The following is a 20,578-nucleotide window of genomic DNA, read 5'->3' on the forward strand; positions in this document are numbered from 1 at the left end:
TCTGCGGCCAAGCCTATAGCGCATGCTTGTCCTGTGGCAAGGCTGACTTACAAAAGCGCGCGAGCCGGTCGCAAGCCTCGCCGAGCCGCTCGATCGGCTGGCTATAGGCGAAGCGCAGCATCGTCGGCGCGTGGCCAAAATCGAGTCCCGGCGTGACCGCGACGGCTTCGGCGGCGAGCAGCCCGGCCGCGAATGCCGCCGCGTCGGCGGTGAGGCGCGCGGCGTCGACCCACAGATAGAAGGCGCCTTCGGCCGGCGCGTTCAGCTTGAAGCCGAGTGCCGTCAGCCGCCGCGCCAGATAGTCGCGCCGGGCCTCGAGTTCCCGTCGCCGCGCTTCCAGAATCGCCAGCGTCGGCGCGTCGAACGCCGCCAGTGCCGCGTGCTGTGCCGGCGTCGGCGGCGCAAGGAAGAGGTTCTGTGCGAGTTTTTCCAGACCGGCGACCGCCCACTCGGGCGCGACCAGCCAGCCCAGCCGCCAGCCCGTCATCTGGAAGAACTTGGAGAAGCTGTTGACGATGAACACGTCGTCGGCGACCGCGAGCGCCGTCTCGTGCGGCCGGCCATAAACCAGCCCCTGGTAGATCTCGTCGACGATCAGCGCGCCGCCGCGTTCGCGGCAGGCGGCGGCGAGCGCTGCGATCTCGGCCTGCTCGAGCACCGTGCCGGTCGGATTGGCCGGGCTGGCGACCAACGCCGCGACGGTGCGATCCGACCAGTGCGCGGCAAGGTCGCCGGCGAGCAACTGGTAGCGGCTCGCCGGGCCGACCGGCACGTTGACCGCCTTGCCCTCGAACAGCCGGACCAGATGGCGGTTGCACGGGTAGCCGGGGTCGGTCAGCAGCACCTCGTCGTCGCGGTCGACCAGCAGCGCGAGGATCAGTTGCAGCGCGCCCGATGCACCGGGGGTGACGATGATCCGTCGCAGGTCGACGCTGACGCCGAAACGGCTGGCGTAGAAGCCGGCGATGGCGGCGCGCAGCTGCGGCAGGCCGCAGGCGCCGGTGTAAAAGGTCTGGTGATTCGCCAGCGCCGCGATGCCGGCATCGACGATCGGTTGCGGCGTCGGAAAGTCGGGCTCGCCGACTTCGAGATGGATGACGTCGCGGCCCGCGGCCTCGAGCGCCTGCGCGTCGGCAAGGATGCGCATGACGTGGAAAGGGGCGATCTCGGCAAGGCGGGAAGCTGGGGTCATCTGTGTTAAAATCCGGCGAATTTCGCAAAACGATCAAGCACCTACCGGTGCCGGACATCGGGCTGCAGGCAAGGATTCTAAATCGCTTCGGCCGCTTCTGGCGCGCCACGACGGATATTTACACCCATGATCAGTACCGCAAACATCACCATGCAGTTCGGCGCCAAGCCGCTGTTCGAGAAGGTCAACGTCAAGTTCGGCGACGGCAACCGCTATGGCCTGATTGGCGCCAACGGCTGCGGCAAGTCGACCTTCATGAAGATACTCGGCGGTGACCTCGAGCCGACCGGCGGCAATGTCTCGCTCGAACCCGGTGTGCGCCTGGGCAAGCTCAAGCAGGACCAGTTCGCCTACGAGGACGTGCGCGTCATCGACGTGGTGATGCAGGGCCACGCCGAGCTGTGGGCTGCGATCCACGAACGCGATGCGATCTACGCCAACCTCGAAGCGACCGAGGACGATTACATGCACGCGGCCGAGCTCGAAGGCAAGGTCGCCGAATACGACGGCTACACCGCCGAAGCACGCGCCGGCGCGCTGCTGCTGGGTGCCGGCATTCCGATCGAGCTGCACACCGGCCCGATGAGCGAAGTCGCGCCGGGCTGGAAGCTGCGCGTGCTGCTGGCGCAGGCGCTGTTCAGCAATCCGGACGTGCTGCTGCTCGACGAACCGACCAACAACCTCGACATCAACACGATCCGCTGGCTCGAAAACACGCTGAACCAGCGCGATTCGACCATGCTGATCATCTCGCACGACCGCCACTTCCTGAACCAGGTCTGCACCCACATCGCCGACGTCGACTACGGCGAGATCCGCATTTATCCGGGCAACTACGACGACTACATGCTGGCGAGCACGCAGGCGCGCGAACGGCTGCTGGCCGACAACGCCAAGGCCAAGGACAAGGTCATCGAGCTGCAGGCGTTCGCCCAGCGCTTTGCCGCCAACAAGTCCAAGAGCCGTCAGGCCACGTCGCGCCTCAAGCTGGCCGACAAGATCAAGGACAATATGGTCGAGGTGAAGCCGTCGAGCCGGCAGAACCCGTACATCCGCTTCGACATCGACGACAAGCAGAAGCTGCACCGCCAGGCCTTCGAGGCGACCAATCTGTCCAAGTCCTTCGACAAGCCGCTGATCCAGAGCCTGTCGCTGATTTTCGAGGCCGGCCAGAAACTGGCGGTCATCGGCGGCAACGGCGTCGGCAAATCGACGCTGATGAAGCTGCTGGTCAGTGCGCTCAAGCCCGATGCCGGTACGGTCAAATGGGCCGAGAAGGCGACCATCGGCTACTTCGCGCAGGACCACGAGGAAGACTTCGAGGAAGACGTCACCGTGTTCGACTGGCTCAAGCAGTGGGGCCAGCCGGGTGACGACGACCAGGTGATCCGCGGCATCCTCGGCAAGCTGCTGTTCGGCGGCGACGACGTGAAGAAGTCGGTCAAGGTGCTGTCCGGCGGCGAGAAGGGCCGGATGCTCTACGGCAAGCTGCTGCTCGAGAAGACCAATGTGCTGGTGATGGACGAACCGACCAACCACATGGACATGGAGTCGATCGAGTCGCTGAACCTCGCGCTCGACCTGTACAAGGGCACGCTGATCTTCGTGTCGCACGACCGGACCTTCGTGTCCTCGCTGGCAACGCAGATCCTCGAGCTCAACGGCGACGGCACGTTCACCCATTACCTCGGCGGTTACGAGGAATACCTCGAAAGCCGCGGCCTCGAGTAAAACTTGCCTCATTCGGCGGCTGCGCCCGCGCATTTCGCCCCCGTCCGATGCTCGGGATCCTCATGGACTTGATGTCCATTCCGGTCCCTGCGCTTCGGGCGAGTGCGAACTGCTTTGGCTCGCTCGCCTACTGGTGCAGGTTCAGTGCGTGCATTCGCATCCGACGCTGTTTGCCCAAGGGCGAACGGCGTTTTTTCCATCTGCTCGACGGACTGGGGATCGTTTCCCCGGCTTGTCGTTACGAATAACCCGGTTTAGCGTTCGATCATGCAACGAGAAAGCCAGCTGCAACTGCCCGTCTACCGCGCGCCGCGCTGGCTGCCCGGTGGCCATGCCCAGACGATCTATCCGGCCACGCTGCTGTGGCAGCGCTCGCTCGCCTACCGGCGCGAGACCTGGGTGACGCCGGACCTCGACAGCATCGTCGTCGACTGGGTCGACGGCCGTGCCGGAACGCCGATCCTGGTGCTGTTCCACGGCCTGGAAGGCGGTTCGCGCAGCCACTACGCGACCTCGCTGTTCCAGCATTTCTATCCGAAAGGCTGGCGCGGCGTCGTGCCGCATTTCCGCTCGTGCGGCAACGTGACCAACCGGCTGCCGCGCGCCTATCACGCCGGCGATGCCGCCGAGATCGACTGGGTGCTCAGGCGCGTCCGCGCGCGTCATCCGGATGCGCCGGTCTACGCGGTCGGCGTCTCGCTCGGCGGCAATGCGCTGCTCAAATGGCTGGGCGAACAGGGCCACGCCGCCGGCGACGTCGTGACGGCCGCCGCGGCCGTGTGCGCACCGCTAGACCTGGCGGTCTGCGGTGCCGCGCTCGATACCGGCTTCAATCGCCGCGTCTACACGCGCAACTTCCTGCGCACGCTCAAGCGCAAGATGCTCGCCAAGCTCAAGATCAGCGACAACCCGTTCATCGACCGGGACCGGGTGCGTTCGGCGACGACCTTGCGCGAGTTCGACGATCTCGTCACCGCGCCGCTGCACGGCTACCACGGTGTCGACGACTACTGGGCGCGCGCGAGTAGCAAGCCCGGCCTTGCCGGCATCTGCATTCCGACACTGGTGATCAACGCCCGCAATGATCCCTTCGTACCGGCTGGTGCCTTGCCCGGCGACGACGACGTGTCGCGCTGGGTGACCTTGCTGCAGCCGGAAGAGGGCGGCCATGTCGGCTTTCCGTCCGGCCCGCCTCCGGGAAAGCTCGACTGGCTGCCGACCACGCTGATGCGGTATTTTCAGTTCCATGCGCCCGACGCGCGCTAGCGCGGCAGGCCGGGGTCGCCGCCGCGAGCCGGTCGGGTCCGGGTCCGCAGCGCAACCAGACACCCTAGCCGAGGATGACCATGGCGACGATTCCCGCACAAATCTTCAAGGCCTACGACGTGCGGGCGCGCACCGACCTGCTGACGCCCGAAGCGGCGTACCTGATCGGCCGGGCGTTCGGCGCCGAGGCCCGTGCCCGGCGGCAGGCCTGCGTCGTCGTCGGCCGCGACGGCCGGCTATCGAGCCCGGCGCTGGCCGAGGCGCTGATCCGCGGGCTGGCCGAGAGCGGCATCGCCGTGCTCGACCTCGGCCTCGTGGCAACGCCGATGATGTATTACGCGGCGATCCGCCATGCGGCCGGTTGCGGTGCCATCGTCACCGGCAGCCATAATCCGCCCGACTACAACGGCATCAAGGTGATGATGGCCGGCGTGCCGGTCGGCGGTCGCCAGCTCAAGGGCTTCTACGAGCGCATCGCCGGCGAGGACTTCGTCGACGGCCAGGGCAGCGTGAGCCCGCTCGCCATCGACGCCGAATACCGCAATGCGATCGTCGCCAGCCTGCCGCTCGCGAAACCGCTCAGGATCGTCGTCGACTGCGGCAACGGCGCGCCGGGCGCCTTCGCGCCGGCGCTGTACCGTGCGCTCGGCTGCGAGGTGGCCGAACTGTACTGCGACGTCGATGGCCGCTTTCCGAACCACCATCCGGATCCGCAGGTCGAAAAGAACGTTGCCGAGCTCAAGCGCGTCGTCATCGAGACCGGCGCCGACGCCGGCCTTGCGTTTGACGGCGACGGCGACCGCGTCGGCGTGGTGACGCCGGCCGGCCGTTTCATCCCCGGCGACAAGCTGCTGATGCTGTTCGCCGCCGCCGAGCTGGCCCGGCGGCCGGGCGGCCATGTGCTGTACGACGTCAAGTCGACCGGGGTGCTGTCGCGCTGGATCAAGGACCACGGCGGCACGAGCGAGATCATCGCGACCGGCCACACGCACATGAAGAAGCGGCTCAAGGAGACCGGCGCGCTCGTTGCCGGCGAGCTGTCGGGCCACTTCGCCTTCGGTGCCTGGGGCCTGGACGACGGCCTCTACGCCGGCGCGAAGCTGCTGCAGCTCGTCGCCGGCGGCGTGCGCCTCGACGATGCCTTCGCCGCGCTGCCGAGCCGGCTGGCAACGCCCGAACTGCAGCTGCCGGTGCCCGAGGACGGCCATGCCGTCGTCGCCCGTATCGCCGCATCGGCGACGTTCCCGACCGCGACCGGCGTGCTCGAGGTCGACGGCCTGCGTATCGAGTACGCCGACGGTTTCGGCCTGATCCGCGCGTCGAACACCACGCCGGTGCTGACCTTGCGGATCGAAGCCGATACGCGCGAGGCGATCCTGCGCATCAGGGACGAACTCGCCGCGGCGCTGGCGCCGTTGCCGTTTCCCGCGTTCGCCGTCTAGGTCGAGACCCGACTGGTGTTGCGCCGGCCGGCCTCGGTACACTGCGGCCTTCCCGTCTTTCAATCCATCGCCCACAGGTTTTCCGCATGTCCCACCCCTTGCCGTCCCATGAACTGATCGCCGCCAACGTCGCCGCCGCTCTGGCCGAGGACGTCGGCGAGCGCGACTGGACCGCCGAGCTGATCGCCGCCGGCGCCCGCGGCCGGGCGACGGTGCTGGCGCGCGAGGACGCGGTCGTCTGCGGGATCGCGTGGTTCGACGAGGTGTTCCGCCAGCTCGACCCGGATGTAAGCGTGCAATGGCGCGTCGCCGAAGGCGAGCGCGTCTCGGCCGACACCCTGCTGTGCGAGCTGACCGGCCCGGCGCGCAGCCTCCTGACCGGCGAGCGCTCGGCGCTGAACTTCCTGCAACTGCTGTCGGCCGTCGCCACCGAGACGCGCCGCTACGCCGACATCGTCGCCGGCACCGCCGCCAGCGTGCTCGATACCCGCAAGACCCTGCCGGGGCTGCGGCGGGCGCAGAAGTACGCGGTGCTCGTCGGCGGCGGCGCCAACCAGCGCATCGGCTTGTACGACGGCATCCTGATCAAGGAAAACCACATCATGGCCGCCGGCGGCATCGCCGAGGCACTGGCCGCGGCGCAGGCGCTGGCGCCGGCCGGGGTGTCGATCCAGATCGAGGTCGAAAGCCTGCTCGAGCTCGATGCGGCGCTTGCCGCCGGCGCGGCCAGCGTGCTGCTCGACAATTTCACCCTGCCGCAAATGGCCGACGCGGTGGCGCTCAGCGGCGGCCGGGCGCTGCTCGAGGCATCGGGCGGCGTCGACCTCGATACGCTGCGCGCGATCGCCGAAACCGGTGTCGACCGGATCTCGGTCGGCAAGCTGACGAAGGACGTGCGGGCGATCGATCTGTCGATGCGCTTCGTGCTGTGAGAGCCTGTTGACGATGAACCGCTACGCGCTCTGTCTGATCGCGTCGATGCTGATGGTCGGCAGCAATGTCGGCATCGGCAAGGCCATCGTCGCGACGATGCCGGTACTGCTGTTCGCGCTGCTGCGTTTCGTTGTTGGCGTCTCGGTGCTGTTGCCGGTGTTCCGGCTGTCGCGCCTGCGCCGGGTCAGCCGGGCCGAATGGTTCAACCTGTTCCTGCAGGCGCTGTTCGGCACCTTCCTGTTTACCCTGCTGATGCTCTACGGTGTGCGCCACACCAGCGCGCTGGCGGCCGGCGTGATCACCAGCACGATCCCGGCGGTGGTGATCCTGCTCGCTTGGGCCGTGCTGCGCGAAACGCCGAGCCGGCGCGCGCTGCTGGCGGTGGCGCTGGCGATGGGCGGCGTGCTGATCGTCAACGTCGCGCGCGGCGGCGGCAGCGACGGCGGTTCGCTGCTCGGCAACCTGCTGGTGCTCGGCGCGGTCTGCTGCGAGTCGCTGTATGTGATCCTGTCACGCCGGCTGACGCAGACGCTGCCGGCGATCGAGATCTGCGCGTATACGCATGCGATCGGCCTGCTGCTGATGCTGCCGTTCGGCGTGTCGGCGGCGTGGTCGTTCGACTTTGCCAGCGTCGACGCGGGTACCTGGGCGCTGGTGCTCTGGTACGGGCTGGCCGCCAGCGTGTTCTCGTTCTGGCTGTGGATGAAAGGCATACGCCACGTACCGGGGCAACTGGCCGGCGTGTTCACCGCGGTGCTGCCGGTTGCCGCGGCCGGCTACGGCATCGTTTTTCTCGGCGAGCAGCCGACGCTGGTCCATGGCATTGCGCTGGCCTGCGTGCTGGCGGGCATCGTCATTGCCAGCCTGCAGGCGCCGGCGAGGCCGATGCTGCCCGACGACGACGCCCCGCCTCAGCGGGCGGCATCGCCGCAGACCACCGCCGGAAAATCGTCGGCCGGGACCGGGCGGCCGAGCAGGTAGCCCTGCAGCGAATCGCAGCCGAGCCGGGTCAGGAATTCCTGCTGCGCCGGCGTTTCGACGCCTTCGGCGACGATGCTGAGGTTCAGCGTCTGGCCGAGCGCGACGATGGCCGAGACGATCGCCGCGTCGTCGCTGTCGTGCGCCAGTTCGTTGACGAAGCCGCGGTCGATCTTCAGCTCGTTCGCCGGCAACCGCTTCAGGTACAGCAGGCTCGAGTAGCCGGTGCCGAAATCGTCGATCGAAATCCCGACCCCCATCGCCGCCAGCTGCCGCAGGATGACAAGGCTGGCTTCGGCGTCGCGCATCGCCGTGGTTTCGGTGATCTCGAGCGTCAGGTGCTGAGGCGCCAGGCCGTGGCGCTCCAGTGCGCCGGCAACCGTCTGCGGCAGGCTGGCGTGGGCGAACTGCAGCGCCGAGAGGTTGACCGAGATCGACCAGTCACGGCCTGCGTCGCGCCAGACGCGCATCTGCCGGCAGGCCTCGTTGAGCACCCAGTCGCCGATCTGCAGCACGAGGCCCGAGCGCTCGGCCTGGTCGAGAAAGGCTTCCGGGCTGATCAGGCCGCGCTGCGGATGGTTCCAGCGCAGCAAGGCTTCGGCGCCGACGACGCGGGCGTTCGGTGCGCTGAACTTGGGCTGGTAGTGCAGCAACAGTTCGCCGCGGCTCAATGCCAGCCGCAGATCGTGCATCAGTTGCAGCTGCGCCTGCGCGTTGGCGTTCATCGATGCTTCGAAGAAGCAGTAGCCGTTCCGGCCGGTGTCCTTGGCGTGGTACATCGCCGCGTCGGCATTGGCCATCAGCTCGCGCTGCTCGATACCGTCGTCGGGGAAGAGGGCGATGCCGATGCTGGCCGACACGCTCAGCGCGTGGCGCTGGACCGTGAACGGCTGGTCGATCGCGTCGACGAGCTTTTCGGCGACCGACGCGGCGTCCTGCGGGCCGCCGAGCTCGAGAATGAGCACGAATTCGTCGCCGCCGAGCCGGGCAATCGTGTCCTGCGCGCGCACGCCGCGGCGGATCCGGTCGGCGACCTCGATCAGCAGCCCGTCGCCGACGTGATGGCCGTAGGCGTCGTTGACCGCCTTGAAGCCGTCGAGGTCCATGAACATCAGCGCGAAGCGGCCATGCTCGCGCCCGGCCTTGCGGATCGCCTGTTCGAGCCGGTCTTCGAGCAGCAGCCGGTTGGGCAGCTTGGTCAGGTTGTCGTGCAGCGCCAGGTGCATCAGCTCGTGGTTGGCTTCCGCCAGCGACGCGGCCAGCACCGCGGTGCGCGCGGCCATGCGGCTGTCGAGCACGGACACCATCAGCGCGAATGCCAGCACCGCCAGCGTCACGACGATGACCAGCATCGCCAGCCAGCTGGTGCTGATGCCGCTGTTGGCGGCGGCGCAGAAGCTGCCGAGCGGGAACTGCGCGGCGGCCATGCCGGTATAATGCATGCCGACGATGGCCAGCCCCATGACCACGGCCGCGCCGCAACGGATCAGCTTGACGTGCGGCGACGCGAAACGCAGCCGGAACGCGATCCACAGCGCCGCGCCCGACGCGGCGACGGCGATGACGATCGACAGCACGAACAGCGACGGCACGTAGCGGATGCCGGGCAGCATGCGCATTGCCGCCATGCCGGTGTAGTGCATCGCGGCGATGCCGGCGCCCATCAGCAGGGCGCCGAGCGCCAGCCGCCCCCAGGGCAGCGTCTGCTGGCAGACCAGCCACAGCGCGAACGCCGACGCCGCAATGGCGATCAGCAGCGATGCAAAGGTGATCGGCAGGTCGTAGCCGAGCGGGATCGGCAGGCTGAAGGCCAGCATGCCGATGAAATGCATCGACCAGATGCCCAGCCCCATTGCGAACGCCCCGCCGGTGAGCCACCAGCGCGCGGCACGGCCTTGCGCCGTCGCGACCCGGCCGGCCATGTCCAGTGCGGTGTACGAGGCGAGAATGGCGACCAGCAGCGAGCAAAGAACAAGAACATCGTTGTAGCTATTACTTAACACCAGCATGTCCTTGTGTGCGACAAACAGCGTTAGTAAGGTTGATTCTTACTAGATGTGGCGAGCATTATTGCACGCACGGCGCCATGCCGACGAGGGAATGCCGTCCGCATCATTCAGGTGTTTCCCTGATGCGGAAAGGAAAAAACTGCGCTAAGGCGTGGTGGCGGGGCGGTCAGGCCGCGAGCCGGAACCAGCCGAGTTGCTCGTCGAGCGCGTTGGCGGTCGCGGTCAGCCCGTCCATGTCGTTGCGCATCGTTTCGCTCTTGCTGCTGCTGTCGCTGGCGCTGTCGCCAATGTTTTCCAGCCTTTCGCGGATCGCGCTGCTGGCGCGGCCCTGTTCGTCGACGGTATCGGAAATCGCCGCCATCATCGCGCCGACGCGCTCGGCCGCGCCGCCGATCCGGGCCAGCGCGCCGCCGACGACGGCGCCGTCGTCGTGACACTCGACCACGCAGGCGGCGGCGGCCTGCATCGCCGCCAGCGTCTCGCGCGTGCGCGCATGCGTCGCATCGAGGATCTGGCGAATCTGCTGGGTCGACTCGGTCGTCGATTGCGAAAGTTTTCTGACTTCGTCAGCAACAACGGCAAAGCCGCGGCCGGCCTCGCCGGCGCGCGCGGCTTCGATCGCCGCGTTCAGCGCGAGCAGATTGGTCTGGCCGGCGATCGCGTCGATGCTCGCGGCCACCGAGACGATCCGGTCGATGGCGTCGGCGAGCGAGCGCATCGACTGTTCGGCGTGGCCGAAGTTGTGTTCGAGCCGATCGAGCCGCGCCAGCGATGCATCGCCGGCGTCGCGGGCGGCGTCGATCGCATCCAGCGTCTGCAGTGCCGCGGCCGCGGCCTGCTCGGCGCGCTCGCCGACCTGCTGGACCGCGGTTTCGAGGCTGGCGCTGCTGCCGGCGATGTCCTGCAGGTGCCGGGTCTGGCGTTCGGCGTCGGCGTGGATGTCGCCGGCGAGCCGGGCGACGTCGCCGGCGTCGTCGCGCGCGGTTTGCGCCGCGCGCTGCGCCTGCTTCAGCGTCGACGCCAGCCGGTCGATGAAGCGGTTCAGCTGCTCGCCCAGTCGGCCGAACTCGTCCTTGCCCTCGGGCAGGCGCAGGTCGAGCTGGCCGGTGGACAGCCGGGTGACGGCGCCGGCCATTGTCGCCATCCGCCGGTCGAGCGTGCGGGCGAACGAGCGCTGGCTGGCGACGATCAGCAGGGCGGTGAGTCCGAGCGGCAGCAGCGTCAGCACCAGCAGCCGGCCGGCGCGCTGGTCGATCGCCGCGGTGACGGCGGCCGCGTCGCCGCGGCTGCGTTGCGATGCGGCGTCGAGTCCGGCCAGCGTCGGCTCCAGCTCGGCGTGGTAGATCGACTCGGGAATGCCGAGCGCATCCTGCGGGCTGGTCGCCGAGATCGCCACCGCGCTGCGGTACTGCTTCAGGTAATTGGCCCAGCGGGTGCCGAGCAGTGCGTCGAGCCGCGCCGCGCCGTCCCGGTCGAGCAGCGGCCTGAGCTTCTGCGCCGCAGCGGCGACCGTCTGCTCGGCGCGCGCGATCCGGGTCTCGGCGTCGGCCGCGAGCGGATCGAGCCGCGAGAGCATCAGCATCTCGCCCTTGATCGTCGCGATCGCGCCGAGCGCGCCCTGGTTGTCGCGGAACTGGCCGTATTCCTGATGCAGCCGGTGGTTCTGCCAGCTGATCCAGCCGGCCAGCGCACCCAGCGCGCACACGGTAATGATGCTGACGAGTTTGAGCTGGGCTGCGATACGCACGGGGCTTTCCGGTTGTTTTTGTAAGCCTGGAGCGTATTGATGAATTATGAAATCCTGATGAATGGCACAATGTCGGCAGCGGCGTCGAGAAAGGCCGTGGTTTTCTCCGAGGCCCGACGCTGCGCTGCCGTTTGCAATCACTGTTGTTGTCAGACTGGTGAAATGATGTGTGGCCGCCAGAAGGCAACGAACCAGCATCGGCGGCGACGCGGCGCCGGCTCCTGGTAAACGAGCTGCGCTCCCACGTCGGCGCGCAGGGTGATGCAGCCCTCTCGCTCGAACAGCCAGTGCTCGCCAAGGCGCAGCGGGTGCTCGCCGGGCAGCATGGTTTCGGCCAGCCACTGCGGCGCGGCGAGCAGGGCGATGCGGCCGTGGACGACGTGGAGCACCGCGCCGGGGCGGACGGGAAGGTTGACGGTCTGCCCGGCGGCGAGCCGGATTGCGTGCTGAATGGCCATGGTACGGACTCCGCTGAATCGACCCGGCCAGCTTATCGGCGGGGCCGGCGCGCTTCGAGGCATAGGCCGTGCAGCGGCGATACGGAACAGCGGCGGAAAATCGCCCGTGTTGCGATACAGAAGCCGTGCATCTGTATCTGTTTCCATCGCCGGCCGCGGCTATGATCGCAGGCATGGACACACTCCCGCTTTACCGCCAGCTGGCGATCCATTACCGGCAGGCGATCGACGCCGGCACCCTCGCACCGGGCAGCCGCATGCCGTCGCTGCGCGCGCTGATGGACCGGCATGCGGTCAGCCTGTCGACCGCGCTGCAGACCTGTCGGCACCTCGAACGCGACGGCTACCTCGAGGCGCGGCCGCGCTCGGGCTACTTCGTGCGCCAGCCGAGGCGGCCCGCGTGCGAGCCCGTGTCCGAACCCGCGGTCCGGCTTGCCGAGCCGGCGCGTTACGTCGGCATTCAAGAGCGGGTGACGAGCATCATCGCCCAGGGCAAGCAGTATCCGGTGCAGTTCAATCTCGCGGCCGCGAGCGGGGCGTGCGAACTGTATCCGGCCGAGGCACTCAAGCAGGCGACGATAAGGGCGCTGCGCAATGATCCGTCGGTGCTGACGTCGTCGGCACCGCCCATGGGCAGCGCAGCGCTGCGCAGCGTGCTGGCGGAGCGGGCGCTGCCGTCGCGGATCGTGCTGGGCCGCGACGACATCATCATCACCAACGGCTGCATCGAGGCGCTGAACCTGGCGCTGCGCGCCGTGGCGCAAGCGGGCGACGTGATCGCGGTCGAATCGCCGACCTACTACGGCCTGCTGCAGATCCTCGAGGCGCTGGGCATGAAGGCGCTCGAAATCCCGTCGAGTGCGCAGAGCGGCATCTCGGTCGAGGCGCTCGAGCTCGCCGCGCAGACCTACCGCGACATCAAGGCGGTCGTCGTCGTGCCGAACTTCCAGAACCCGCTGGGTGCGGTGATGCCCGACGAGAGCAAGGCCAGACTGGTTGCGTGGTGCGAGGCCAATGCGATTCCGCTGATCGAGGACGACACCTACAGCCTGCTCGGCAGTACCGATACGCCGCTGTCGGCGGCCAAGGCGTGGGACAGGACCGGCAACGTGATCCATTGCGCGTCGCTGCACAAGACGCTGGCGCCGGGAATGCGGCTGGGCTGGATCAGCGCGGGGCGCTGGCACGAGCGGGTCGCGCAGCTCAAGCATGCGCAGAGCCGCGCGCAGGAGGTGCTGTTGCAGCTGGCGGTGGCCGATTTCATGGGCAGCAGCGCCTACGAGCGGTATTTGCGGCGCTTGCGGCTGGCGCTGCGGGACCAGCGCGAGCAGATGATCGAAGCCGTCGCGACCTATTTTCCCGAAGGTACCCGGCTGACGCCGCCGCAGGGCGGCCTGATCCTGTGGGTCGAGCTGCCCGGGCGGGCATCGTCCGAGCTGCTGTTCGAGCGGGCGATGCGCGAGGGCATCGCCATTGCGCCGGGGCAGATGTTTTCGAACTCGGACCGCTTCGATTCGTGCATTCGCCTGTCGTGCGGGCTGCCGTACACGCGCGAGCTCAATACCGCGATGCGCACGCTCGGCAGCTTGGCGGCCGAATGCTGAGTGCTGCGGCGACTGCGCCGGGCGCACCGGCGGCGCGCGGTGCACAGGCAAGGGGGACGACACGTCCGAGGGCACGCCCGGGACCGGCAGGGAGCAGGGCAGCGAGTACGGTGCCGCCGGCCGGCACGGGCCGCGCCTACTCGGTCAGCACCGTCTTGGCCAGATAGCGCGGCGTATCGATGCTGTTGCCGCGGTGTACGGCGATCCGGTAGGCGAGCAGCTGGAAAGCGACCGCGTACAGCAGCGGGTCGAGCTCGCCCAGCGACGCCGGCATCCGGATCACGCTCATCCGCTCGTCCGACGCCAGTGCCGCGTCGGTCAGCACGTAGATGCGTCCCTGGCGGGCGCGGACTTCCTGCAGGTTGGCGAGCATCTTCTCGGCCAGCCGGTTCCACGGCAGACAGGCCACCACCGGCAGGTGGCGGTCGACGACCGCAAGCGGCCCGTGCTTGAGCTCGCCGCCGGCATGGCCCTCGGCATTCAGGTAGGCGACCTCGCGGACCTTCTGCGCGCCTTCCATCGCGACCGGGAAATGTGCATGCCGGCCGACGCAGAACAGCGTCTGCCCCTGTGCGATATGGCGGGCCCAGTCGTCGAGCTGCGGCTTGAGCGCCAGCACCTCGACGGTCCGCTGCGGCAGCTGCGCGAGCCTGGCGGTTGCCGCGGCCTCGTCGGGTGCGCGCCCGCGCTGCCGCGCCAGCGCGAACGCCAGCCGGTACAGCGCCAGCAACTGCGCGGTGAAGGTCTTGGTCGACGTGACCGCGACCTCGGGGCCGGCATTGGTCGCCAGCCGCCAGCGCGCCTGGCGCATCAGCGTACTGTCGCCGACGTTCGAGATCGCCAGCGTGTGGGTCGCGCCGAGCTGGGCGGCGTAGCGCAGCCCGGCGACGGTGTCGGCGGTTTCGCCGGACTGCGAGATCGCGACGATCAGCGTCTGCGGCAGCGGTGCCGCTTCGCGATAGCGGAACTCGCTGGCGAGCTCGACCTGCGTCGGCAGGCCGGTCATCGCCTCGAGCCAGTAGCGCGCGGTCAGCGCCGCGTGATGGCTGCTGCCGCTGGCGACCAGCGCCACCGAGCGCACGTCGTCGAGCGCGCCGACATCGTCGCCGTCGAGCAGCGAGGCGAGTGCCGGCAGTGCGGGCTGCCCGGCCAGCGCATCGGCAAACAGCGCCGGCTGGGCATCGATTTCCTTCTCCATGTGATGGCCGAAGTGGTCGAGCGTCTGCTCGCCGCCCAAGGCCAGCGTCGTGTTGCGGCGGACCGGCAGGCCGGTGGCGCCGAGCACGTCGAAATGGCCCGGATAGAGGCTGGCGACGTCGCCGTCGTGCAGCAGCAGTTGCTCGCGCCGGTCGGCCGGCAGCAGTTGCGCGTCGTCGCTGCAGGCGAGGCCGCCGATCGACAGCGACAGGTGCAGCGGAATGCGGCTGGCGGTGAACACGAGCGGGCTGCCCTCGTCGCTGCAGACGGCGCCGAAGGCATAGATGCCGGCGAGCTCCTGCCGCACCGTCCACGCCGCGCGGCCAAGGTCCTTGAGCGTGCGCTCGTGCCAGTGAAGCAGGTCGGCGATCAGCGATGCCGGGCGGTCGGCGTCGGCGTCGTAGCCGAGCGCCTGCAGCCTGGCCGCGATCGCGGCGGCATTCTCGAGCTGGCCGCGCATGACGACGCCGATCCGGCTGCGGCTGAGCGCGACCGCGTGATCGTTGCCGTGGGTCCAGTCGAGCCGGGCGAGCAGGCGCAGGCCGTCGCGCTGCGACAGCGCTTCCGCCAGCGCGGCCTGTGCGCCACCGGCGCGCAGCTGCCACGGCGTATCGGGCTGGCCGCCGAGCGCAGACAAATGGTGGTAGCCGACTTCGGGATGCTGCTTGAGCCATTGCGAGAGCGGCGCGATGGCATTGTTTTGGCTGGAAAATCCGAAAATCGTGCTCATTGGGCTGGCCGCGGCGGGGTGGGGGAACGGTGTCTCCAGCCTAGCGCAAAAACAATGGTGCGGCTTAAGCCGGGCTGAATATGCGGATAAAGTAGTCATGGCCCCAGCGAGTACAAAGTCCGGCGATCATCCGGTCGACCGCGGTGGGCGCCGTTTTGTTGCGGCATACGAACAAGGAGGATGGAGCATGGAGCAAGTCAGCCAGGGCGCGATGCGCGTCGACGACGAATGGCGGCGCTGGATCGCCGAGAACCTGATCCTCGGCAGCGCGCCGCAATCGCTGTGCGACGTGATGGTCGGCGCCGGGATCGACGCCGCCGAGGCACGGCGCGAGCTCGATGCCGCGCAGACCAGCCCCTATCTCGCCGGCGCGACGCGGCTGAAGAACCGGCTGGCCAAGCACGACTGGATTCTCGACATCCAGCGCAAGCTCAACCGCCAGTTCGAGCTGCAGGTCGAGCGGCATCACAAGCTCGGCCGCGACCGCTTCTACCGCGAGTTCTACAGCACCGGCCGGCCGGTGATCATCACCGGCATGCTCGACGACTGGCCGGCGATGCAGAAGTGGAACCTCGACTACTTCGCCGGCAAGTTCGGCGATGCCGAGGTGCAGGTGCAGTTCGGTCGCGACCGCGATGCGCAGTACGAGATCAACTCGGTCCAGCACCGGCAGACGATGCGTTTCGGCGACTATGTCGCGAAGATCGCGAACGCCGGCCGCACCAACGATTTCTACATGACGGCGAACAACACCTCGCAGAACCGCCGCGCGCTGGCCGGGCTGTGGCGCGACCTGAAGCCGCTGTCCGAGTACCAGGACGCCGGCTCGCCCGACGACGGTTTCTTCTGGCTCGGGCCGGCCGGGACGATCACGCCGTTCCACCACGACCTGACCAACAACTTCATGGCGCAGGTGTTCGGCCGCAAGCGCGTGCTGCTGATCCCGCCGGCCGAGGTGGCACGGGTGTACAACCACCGCCACTGCTTCAGCGAGGTCGACGGCCGCAATATCGACTACGCCCGCTTCCCGATGATGCGCGACGTGCAGGTGCTCGAATGCATCCTCAACCCCGGCGAGATCCTGTTCCTGCCGGTCGGCTGCTGGCATTTCGTCGAAGGGCTCGACGTGTCCTGCACGGTTTCGTCGATCAACTTCCGCTGGGATAATGACTTCACCGGTTTCTACCCGGGCCAGCTCGACTACTAGCGCTGGAACCCTGCCAATACACGGAGCCTGAATGAGCCATATCCTGACCCCCGAATTCCTCGCCCAGCCGTTTCCGGCACTGTCGCGCGAACTCGTCGAGGCCGCGCCCGGCGAGTTCCTGATCGACGAAATCCACCCCGGCGCGCCGCTGGTGATCACCTTCGCCTTCGTCGACTGGAACGGCCATCCCGGCTTTTACGGCTGGGGCCGCACGCGCAAGCTGGCGGACATCGCCGGCCGGCCGGTCAACCGCATCCTGCTGCGCGACCGGCGCAGCCAGTGGTACCAGCAGGGGGTGCAGGGGCTCGGCGACGGTGTCGACGAAACGCTGGCCAGCCTGCAGACGCTGATCGAGCGGATCCGCCCGTCGTACGTGGCGACGCTGGGCGAGTCGATGGGGGCGTATGGCGCAATCCACTACGGCGTGCGGCTGGGCGCGGCGCGGATTGCCGCGTTCGGGCCGCTGTCGCACCTGAAGGTCGACGAGGCGCTGCGTTACAACGACCGGCGCTGGTTGCCGGTGATGCAGGCGCTGGCAGCCAGGCCGCCCGCGGGCATGTGCGACGACCTGTCCGCGCTCCTGGCCGCGCACGATTTCCGCGGCGAGCTGCACGTCGGCTTCGGTACCGATGCCGGCGGCGGCAATGCCGAAGCGGTGTGTCTGGATGCGGTGCATGCGCTGCGGCTGGCGGCGCATCCGTCGGTGCGGCTGTACCCGTACCCGGACGCGCAGCACACGGTGACGCTGTACCTGAAGGAAAACCGCCTGCTCGACGGCTTCCTCGAGCGCGCCTTGCTGGGCTGAAACCCAGTCTGCGATTGACTTTGAACGGGGCTTGGGGGTATTTTGGGCGGATTTTACTGCCGCCCGCGTCCCCATGCCCAAAGCCGCCAAAACGACGTCCGCCGCACCGGCCGATTTCGAGTCCGGACTGCGCGAGCTCGAAGCCCTGATCGCCGAGCTGGAAGCCGGCAACCTGCCGCTTGAAGCTTCGCTTGCCGCCTACCAGCGCGGCCAGACGCTGCTCGGTTTCTGTCAGGGCAAGCTCGCCGACGCCGAACAGCAACTGAAGATCCTCGAAGCCGGCCAGCTCAAGCCCTTCCAGCCGGAGTCCGAATGACCGTTTCCCCGATTGAACCCGTTGCGCCGGTGACCGAGTCCTTTTCCGGCTGGATGCACGCCGTGCAGGCGCGCGTCGAAACCGTGCTTGAAACGCTGCTGCCGCCGGCTGCGCAGCACCCGGCGCGGCTGCACGAGGCGATGCGCTACGCGGTGCTCGACGGCGGCAAGCGCGTCCGGCCGCTGCTGGCATTCGCCGCCGGCGAGCTCGTCGGCGCCGACCCGGCGCGGCTCGACCACGCCGCAGCGGCGGTCGAGATGATCCACGCGTATTCGCTGGTCCATGACGACATGCCGCCGATGGACAACGACGTGCTGCGCCGCGGCAAGCCGACCGTGCACGTGAAGTACGACGAGGCGACCGCACTGCTCGCCGGCGATGCGCTGCAGACCGCGGCCTTCGACGCGCTGACCGCGAGGCCGCTTGCCGACGATGCCGCCGTGCAGCTCGGCATGGTGCGCACGCTGGCGCGCGCCTCGGGCAGCTACGGCATGTGCGGCGGGCAGGGCATCGACCTGTACAGCGTCGGCGAGGCCCTGAACCTGCCGCAGCTCGAGCTGATGCACATCCTCAAGACCGGTGCGCTGATCCGCGCTTCGGTCCTGCTGGGCGCCGACTGCGGTACGGCGCTGAGCGACGACGACAGGGCGCGGCTAGACCACTTTGCCAAGTGCATCGGCCTGGCTTTCCAGGTCGTCGACGACATCCTCGACGAGGAGGCCGATACCGCCACGCTGGGCAAGACCGCCGGCAAGGACGCCGCCAACCACAAGCCGACCTATGTCGCGCTGCTCGGCCTCAAGGGCGCCAAGGACAAGGCCGCCGAACTGCTGGCCGACGCCCGCAACACCATTGCACCGTTCGGCGACCGCGCCGCGCGGCTGGCCCAACTTGCCGACTTCATCGTCGACCGCCGGTTCTGACTCCATGTTGCTAGAAACGATTTCCTGTCCCGCCGACCTGCGCCAGCTCGAACGCAAGCAGCTCGTGCCGCTGGCCGACGAACTGCGGACCTTCCTGCTCGATTCGGTCAGCCATACCGGCGGCCATTTCGCGTCCAACCTCGGCGCGGTCGAGCTGACGATCGCGCTGCACTACGTGTTCAACACCCCGGAAGACCGGCTGGTGTGGGACGTCGGCCACCAGAGCTATCCGCACAAGATCCTCACCGGCCGGCGCGAACGGATGAACACGATGCGCAAGCAGGGCGGCCTGGCCGGTTTCCCCAAGCGCGACGAAAGCGAGTACGACACCTTCGGCGTCGGTCATTCGAGCACCTCGATCGGCGCGGCGCTGGGTTTTGCCGAGGCGGCGCTGCTCAAGGGCGAGCAGCGGCATGCGATTGCGGTGATCGGTGACGGCGCGATGACCGCCGGCCAGGCGATCGAGGCGCTGTTCAACGCCGGCCATCGCCGCGACACCAATCTGCTGGTGATCCTCAACGACAACGAAATGTCGATCTCGCCGAACGTCGGTGCGTTCAACAATTATCTGGCCAAGCTCCTGTCGGGCAAGTTCTACAACGGCTTCCGCAATGCGTCCGAAAAGGTGCTCGGCGCGGTGCCGCCGCTGAAGGAGCTGGCGAAGAAGGGCGAGGAGCACGTCAAGGCGCTGCTGACGCCGGCTTCGCTGTTCGAGGAGCTCGGCTTCAACTACATCGGCCCGGTCGACGGCCACAACCTCGACGCGCTGGTGACCACGCTGGCGAACATCAGGCAGCTCAAGGGCCCGCAGTTCCTGCACGTCGTGACCAAGAAGGGCCAGGGCTACAAGCTCGCTGTCGACGACCCGGTCAAGTACCACGCGGTGACGCCGTTCCAGCCCGAGAACGGCATGGGCGGCGGTTCGAAAGGGGGCGGTGCCAAGGTGTCGTTCACCCAGGTGTTCGGCGACTGGCTGTGCGACATGGCCGCACGGGACGACAAGCTCGTCGGCATCACGCCGGCGATGCGCGAAGGCTCGGGCCTGGTGCGCTTCGAGCAGCAGTTTCCGGCGCGCTATTTCGACGTCGGCATCGCCGAGCAGCACGCGGTGACCTTTGCCGCCGGCCTGGCCTGTGAAGGGCTCAAGCCGGTCGTCGCGATCTATTCGACCTTCCTGCAGCGCGCCTACGACCAGCTGGTCCACGACGTCGCCTTGCAGAACCTCGACGTGACGTTCGCGATCGACCGCGCCGGTCTCGTCGGCGCCGACGGCCCGACGCACGCCGGTTCGTTCGACCTGTCCTTCCTGCGCTGCGTGCCGAACATGGCCGTGCTGGCGCCGGCCGACGAGAACGAGTGCCGGCAGATGCTCTACAGCGCGTACCAGCATCCCGGCCCGGCGGCGGTGCGTTACCCGCGTGGCAGCGGCATGGGCGTTGCGGTCGAGATGGAGATGACCGGCGTGCCCTGGGGCAAGGGGAGCGTCGCCCGGACCGGCAGCAAGGTCGCGATCCTTGCCTTCGGCACCTTGTTCGAAGCTGCGCTGAACGCGGGCGAAGCGCTCGACGCCACGGTTGCCAACATGCGCTTCGTCAAGCCGCTCGATGACGCACTGGTCGCCGAACTCGTGGCCGGCCACGAGCTGATCGTCACCGTCGAGGAGAACGCCATCATGGGCGGCGCCGGCAGCGCGGTGATCGAGAGCATGATGCGGCAGGGGCTGGTCAAGCCGGTGCTGCAGCTCGGCCTGCCAGACGATTACGTCGAGCATGGCGAACAGAAGCAGCTGCTCGCCGACTGCGGGCTCGACGCGGCCGGGATCGAGCAGGCGATCCGCGCACGGATGGGCTGAACCCGCGTCGTCCGCCAGAACGCCGGCCCGTGCCGGCGTTTTTTTTGCGCCGGTGCTTGCCGTGCCCTTCCGTCGGAAGCCGGCCGCAGCGGCGGCGTGCCGGGGCTATCCAGAGGAGACGGCACACCTGACCGTCCGAAAAAAAGGTGGCCGCGCTCGGGGATATGCTTTGCCTGCGCCGGAGTCGC

Annotated in this window: 16 protein-coding genes; 11 read left to right on the plus strand and 5 right to left on the minus strand. The window is 68.2% G+C overall.

All coding sequences use genetic code 11. From position 1 onward, the window contains the following. Positions 1-13: 13 nt before the first annotated feature. On the minus strand, positions 14-1,192 hold the full coding sequence (locus tag BJP62_RS16470; RefSeq protein ID WP_070531459.1) for a pyridoxal phosphate-dependent aminotransferase: 1,179 nt from the start codon (positions 1,190-1,192) through the stop codon (positions 14-16). A 126-nt stretch (positions 1,193-1,318) separates the two neighbouring features. Between BJP62_RS16470 and BJP62_RS16475 the strand changes: the two genes are divergently transcribed. From BJP62_RS16475 to BJP62_RS16495, 5 genes are all read left to right on the plus strand, one after another. Then, positions 1,319-2,923: an ABC-F family ATPase gene (locus BJP62_RS16475; protein WP_070531462.1), complete on the plus strand. Its 1,605-nt coding sequence runs from the start codon at positions 1,319-1,321 to the stop codon at positions 2,921-2,923. A 267-nt stretch (positions 2,924-3,190) separates the two neighbouring features. Continuing rightward, a complete protein-coding gene (locus tag BJP62_RS16480; RefSeq protein WP_070531465.1) occupies positions 3,191-4,189 on the plus strand; it encodes a YheT family hydrolase in 999 nt (332 codons plus the stop codon). Positions 4,190-4,269: 80 nt separating this feature from the next. After that, the gene (locus BJP62_RS16485; protein ID WP_070531468.1) at positions 4,270-5,631 is read left to right on the plus strand and encodes a phosphomannomutase/phosphoglucomutase; all 1,362 of its coding nucleotides are present in this window, start codon (positions 4,270-4,272) and stop codon (positions 5,629-5,631) included. An 86-nt stretch (positions 5,632-5,717) separates the two neighbouring features. Next, on the plus strand, positions 5,718-6,563 hold the full coding sequence (gene nadC / locus BJP62_RS16490; protein ID WP_070531470.1) for a carboxylating nicotinate-nucleotide diphosphorylase: 846 nt from the start codon (positions 5,718-5,720) through the stop codon (positions 6,561-6,563). A 13-nt stretch (positions 6,564-6,576) separates the two neighbouring features. Further along, a complete protein-coding gene (locus BJP62_RS16495; RefSeq protein ID WP_083301064.1) occupies positions 6,577-7,545 on the plus strand; it encodes a DMT family transporter in 969 nt (322 codons plus the stop codon). On the opposite strand, the gene BJP62_RS16500 is transcribed toward BJP62_RS16495, so the two are convergent. The 3 genes from BJP62_RS16500 to BJP62_RS18745 all read right to left on the minus strand — a co-directional run bounded on the left by BJP62_RS16500 (position 7,476) and on the right by BJP62_RS18745 (position 11,756). Further along, positions 7,476-9,551: a bifunctional diguanylate cyclase/phosphodiesterase gene (locus tag BJP62_RS16500; RefSeq protein ID WP_236943620.1), complete on the minus strand. Its 2,076-nt coding sequence runs from the start codon at positions 9,549-9,551 to the stop codon at positions 7,476-7,478. The two genes, BJP62_RS16495 and BJP62_RS16500, sit on opposite strands and share 70 nt — an antisense overlap. Positions 9,552-9,717: 166 nt before the next feature. Then, the gene (locus BJP62_RS16505; protein ID WP_070531473.1) at positions 9,718-11,298 is read right to left on the minus strand and encodes a methyl-accepting chemotaxis protein; all 1,581 of its coding nucleotides are present in this window, start codon (positions 11,296-11,298) and stop codon (positions 9,718-9,720) included. Positions 11,299-11,447: 149 nt separating this feature from the next. Further along, positions 11,448-11,756, minus strand: coding sequence for a hypothetical protein (locus BJP62_RS18745; protein WP_070531475.1), 309 nt, complete (start codon positions 11,754-11,756; stop codon positions 11,448-11,450). 173 nt (positions 11,757-11,929) lie between these two features. Here BJP62_RS18745 and BJP62_RS16515 point away from each other — a divergent pair, with 173 nt between their 5' ends. Beyond that, entirely contained in the window at positions 11,930-13,360 is a 1,431-nt protein-coding gene (locus BJP62_RS16515) for a PLP-dependent aminotransferase family protein (RefSeq protein WP_070531478.1), read from the plus strand. A gap of 136 nt (positions 13,361-13,496) precedes the next feature. Here the strand turns inward: BJP62_RS16515 and glmS are convergent, their stop codons facing one another. Next, on the minus strand, positions 13,497-15,287 hold the full coding sequence (gene glmS, locus BJP62_RS16520; RefSeq protein ID WP_070531481.1) for a glutamine--fructose-6-phosphate transaminase (isomerizing): 1,791 nt from the start codon (positions 15,285-15,287) through the stop codon (positions 13,497-13,499). 187 nt (positions 15,288-15,474) lie between these two features. On the opposite strand from glmS, the gene BJP62_RS16525 reads away from it, so the two are divergent. The 5 genes from BJP62_RS16525 to dxs all read left to right on the plus strand — a co-directional run bounded on the left by BJP62_RS16525 (position 15,475) and on the right by dxs (position 20,390). Next, positions 15,475-16,494: a cupin-like domain-containing protein gene (locus BJP62_RS16525; RefSeq protein ID WP_070531484.1), complete on the plus strand. Its 1,020-nt coding sequence runs from the start codon at positions 15,475-15,477 to the stop codon at positions 16,492-16,494. 31 nt (positions 16,495-16,525) lie between these two features. After that, positions 16,526-17,299 (plus strand): hypothetical protein, encoded by a 774-nt coding sequence (locus BJP62_RS16530; protein WP_070531487.1) that lies wholly within the window; start codon positions 16,526-16,528, stop codon positions 17,297-17,299. 73 nt (positions 17,300-17,372) lie between these two features. Then, the gene (locus BJP62_RS16535; protein WP_070531489.1) at positions 17,373-17,615 is read left to right on the plus strand and encodes an exodeoxyribonuclease VII small subunit; all 243 of its coding nucleotides are present in this window, start codon (positions 17,373-17,375) and stop codon (positions 17,613-17,615) included. Further along, entirely contained in the window at positions 17,612-18,538 is a 927-nt protein-coding gene (locus BJP62_RS16540) for a polyprenyl synthetase family protein (RefSeq protein WP_070531490.1), read from the plus strand. The genes BJP62_RS16535 and BJP62_RS16540 overlap by 4 nt, the downstream gene beginning before the upstream one ends. A gap of 4 nt (positions 18,539-18,542) precedes the next feature. After that, on the plus strand, positions 18,543-20,390 hold the full coding sequence (gene dxs, locus BJP62_RS16545; protein ID WP_070531492.1) for a 1-deoxy-D-xylulose-5-phosphate synthase: 1,848 nt from the start codon (positions 18,543-18,545) through the stop codon (positions 20,388-20,390). Positions 20,391-20,578 lie beyond the last annotated feature (188 nt).

Source organism: Jeongeupia sp. USM3, from assembly GCF_001808185.1.
Classification (GTDB): domain Bacteria; phylum Pseudomonadota; class Gammaproteobacteria; order Burkholderiales; family Chitinibacteraceae; genus Jeongeupia.

Coding starts and splice junctions, on each gene's coding strand:
- BJP62_RS16470 (WP_070531459.1), bottom strand. CDS start 1,192: ATGACCCCAGCTTCCCGCCTTGCCGAGATCGCCCCTTTCCACGTCATG.
- BJP62_RS16475 (WP_070531462.1), top strand. CDS start 1,319: ATGATCAGTACCGCAAACATCACCATGCAGTTCGGCGCCAAGCCGCTG.
- BJP62_RS16480 (WP_070531465.1), top strand. CDS start 3,191: ATGCAACGAGAAAGCCAGCTGCAACTGCCCGTCTACCGCGCGCCGCGC.
- BJP62_RS16485 (WP_070531468.1), top strand. CDS start 4,270: ATGGCGACGATTCCCGCACAAATCTTCAAGGCCTACGACGTGCGGGCG.
- nadC (WP_070531470.1), top strand. CDS start 5,718: ATGTCCCACCCCTTGCCGTCCCATGAACTGATCGCCGCCAACGTCGCC.
- BJP62_RS16495 (WP_083301064.1), top strand. CDS start 6,577: ATGAACCGCTACGCGCTCTGTCTGATCGCGTCGATGCTGATGGTCGGC.
- BJP62_RS16500 (WP_236943620.1), bottom strand. CDS start 9,551: ATGCTGGTGTTAAGTAATAGCTACAACGATGTTCTTGTTCTTTGCTCG.
- BJP62_RS18745 (WP_070531475.1), bottom strand. CDS start 11,756: ATGGCCATTCAGCACGCAATCCGGCTCGCCGCCGGGCAGACCGTCAAC.
- BJP62_RS16515 (WP_070531478.1), top strand. CDS start 11,930: ATGGACACACTCCCGCTTTACCGCCAGCTGGCGATCCATTACCGGCAG.
- glmS (WP_070531481.1), bottom strand. CDS start 15,287: ATGAGCACGATTTTCGGATTTTCCAGCCAAAACAATGCCATCGCGCCG.
- BJP62_RS16525 (WP_070531484.1), top strand. CDS start 15,475: ATGGAGCAAGTCAGCCAGGGCGCGATGCGCGTCGACGACGAATGGCGG.
- BJP62_RS16530 (WP_070531487.1), top strand. CDS start 16,526: ATGAGCCATATCCTGACCCCCGAATTCCTCGCCCAGCCGTTTCCGGCA.
- BJP62_RS16535 (WP_070531489.1), top strand. CDS start 17,373: ATGCCCAAAGCCGCCAAAACGACGTCCGCCGCACCGGCCGATTTCGAG.
- BJP62_RS16540 (WP_070531490.1), top strand. CDS start 17,612: ATGACCGTTTCCCCGATTGAACCCGTTGCGCCGGTGACCGAGTCCTTT.
- dxs (WP_070531492.1), top strand. CDS start 18,543: ATGTTGCTAGAAACGATTTCCTGTCCCGCCGACCTGCGCCAGCTCGAA.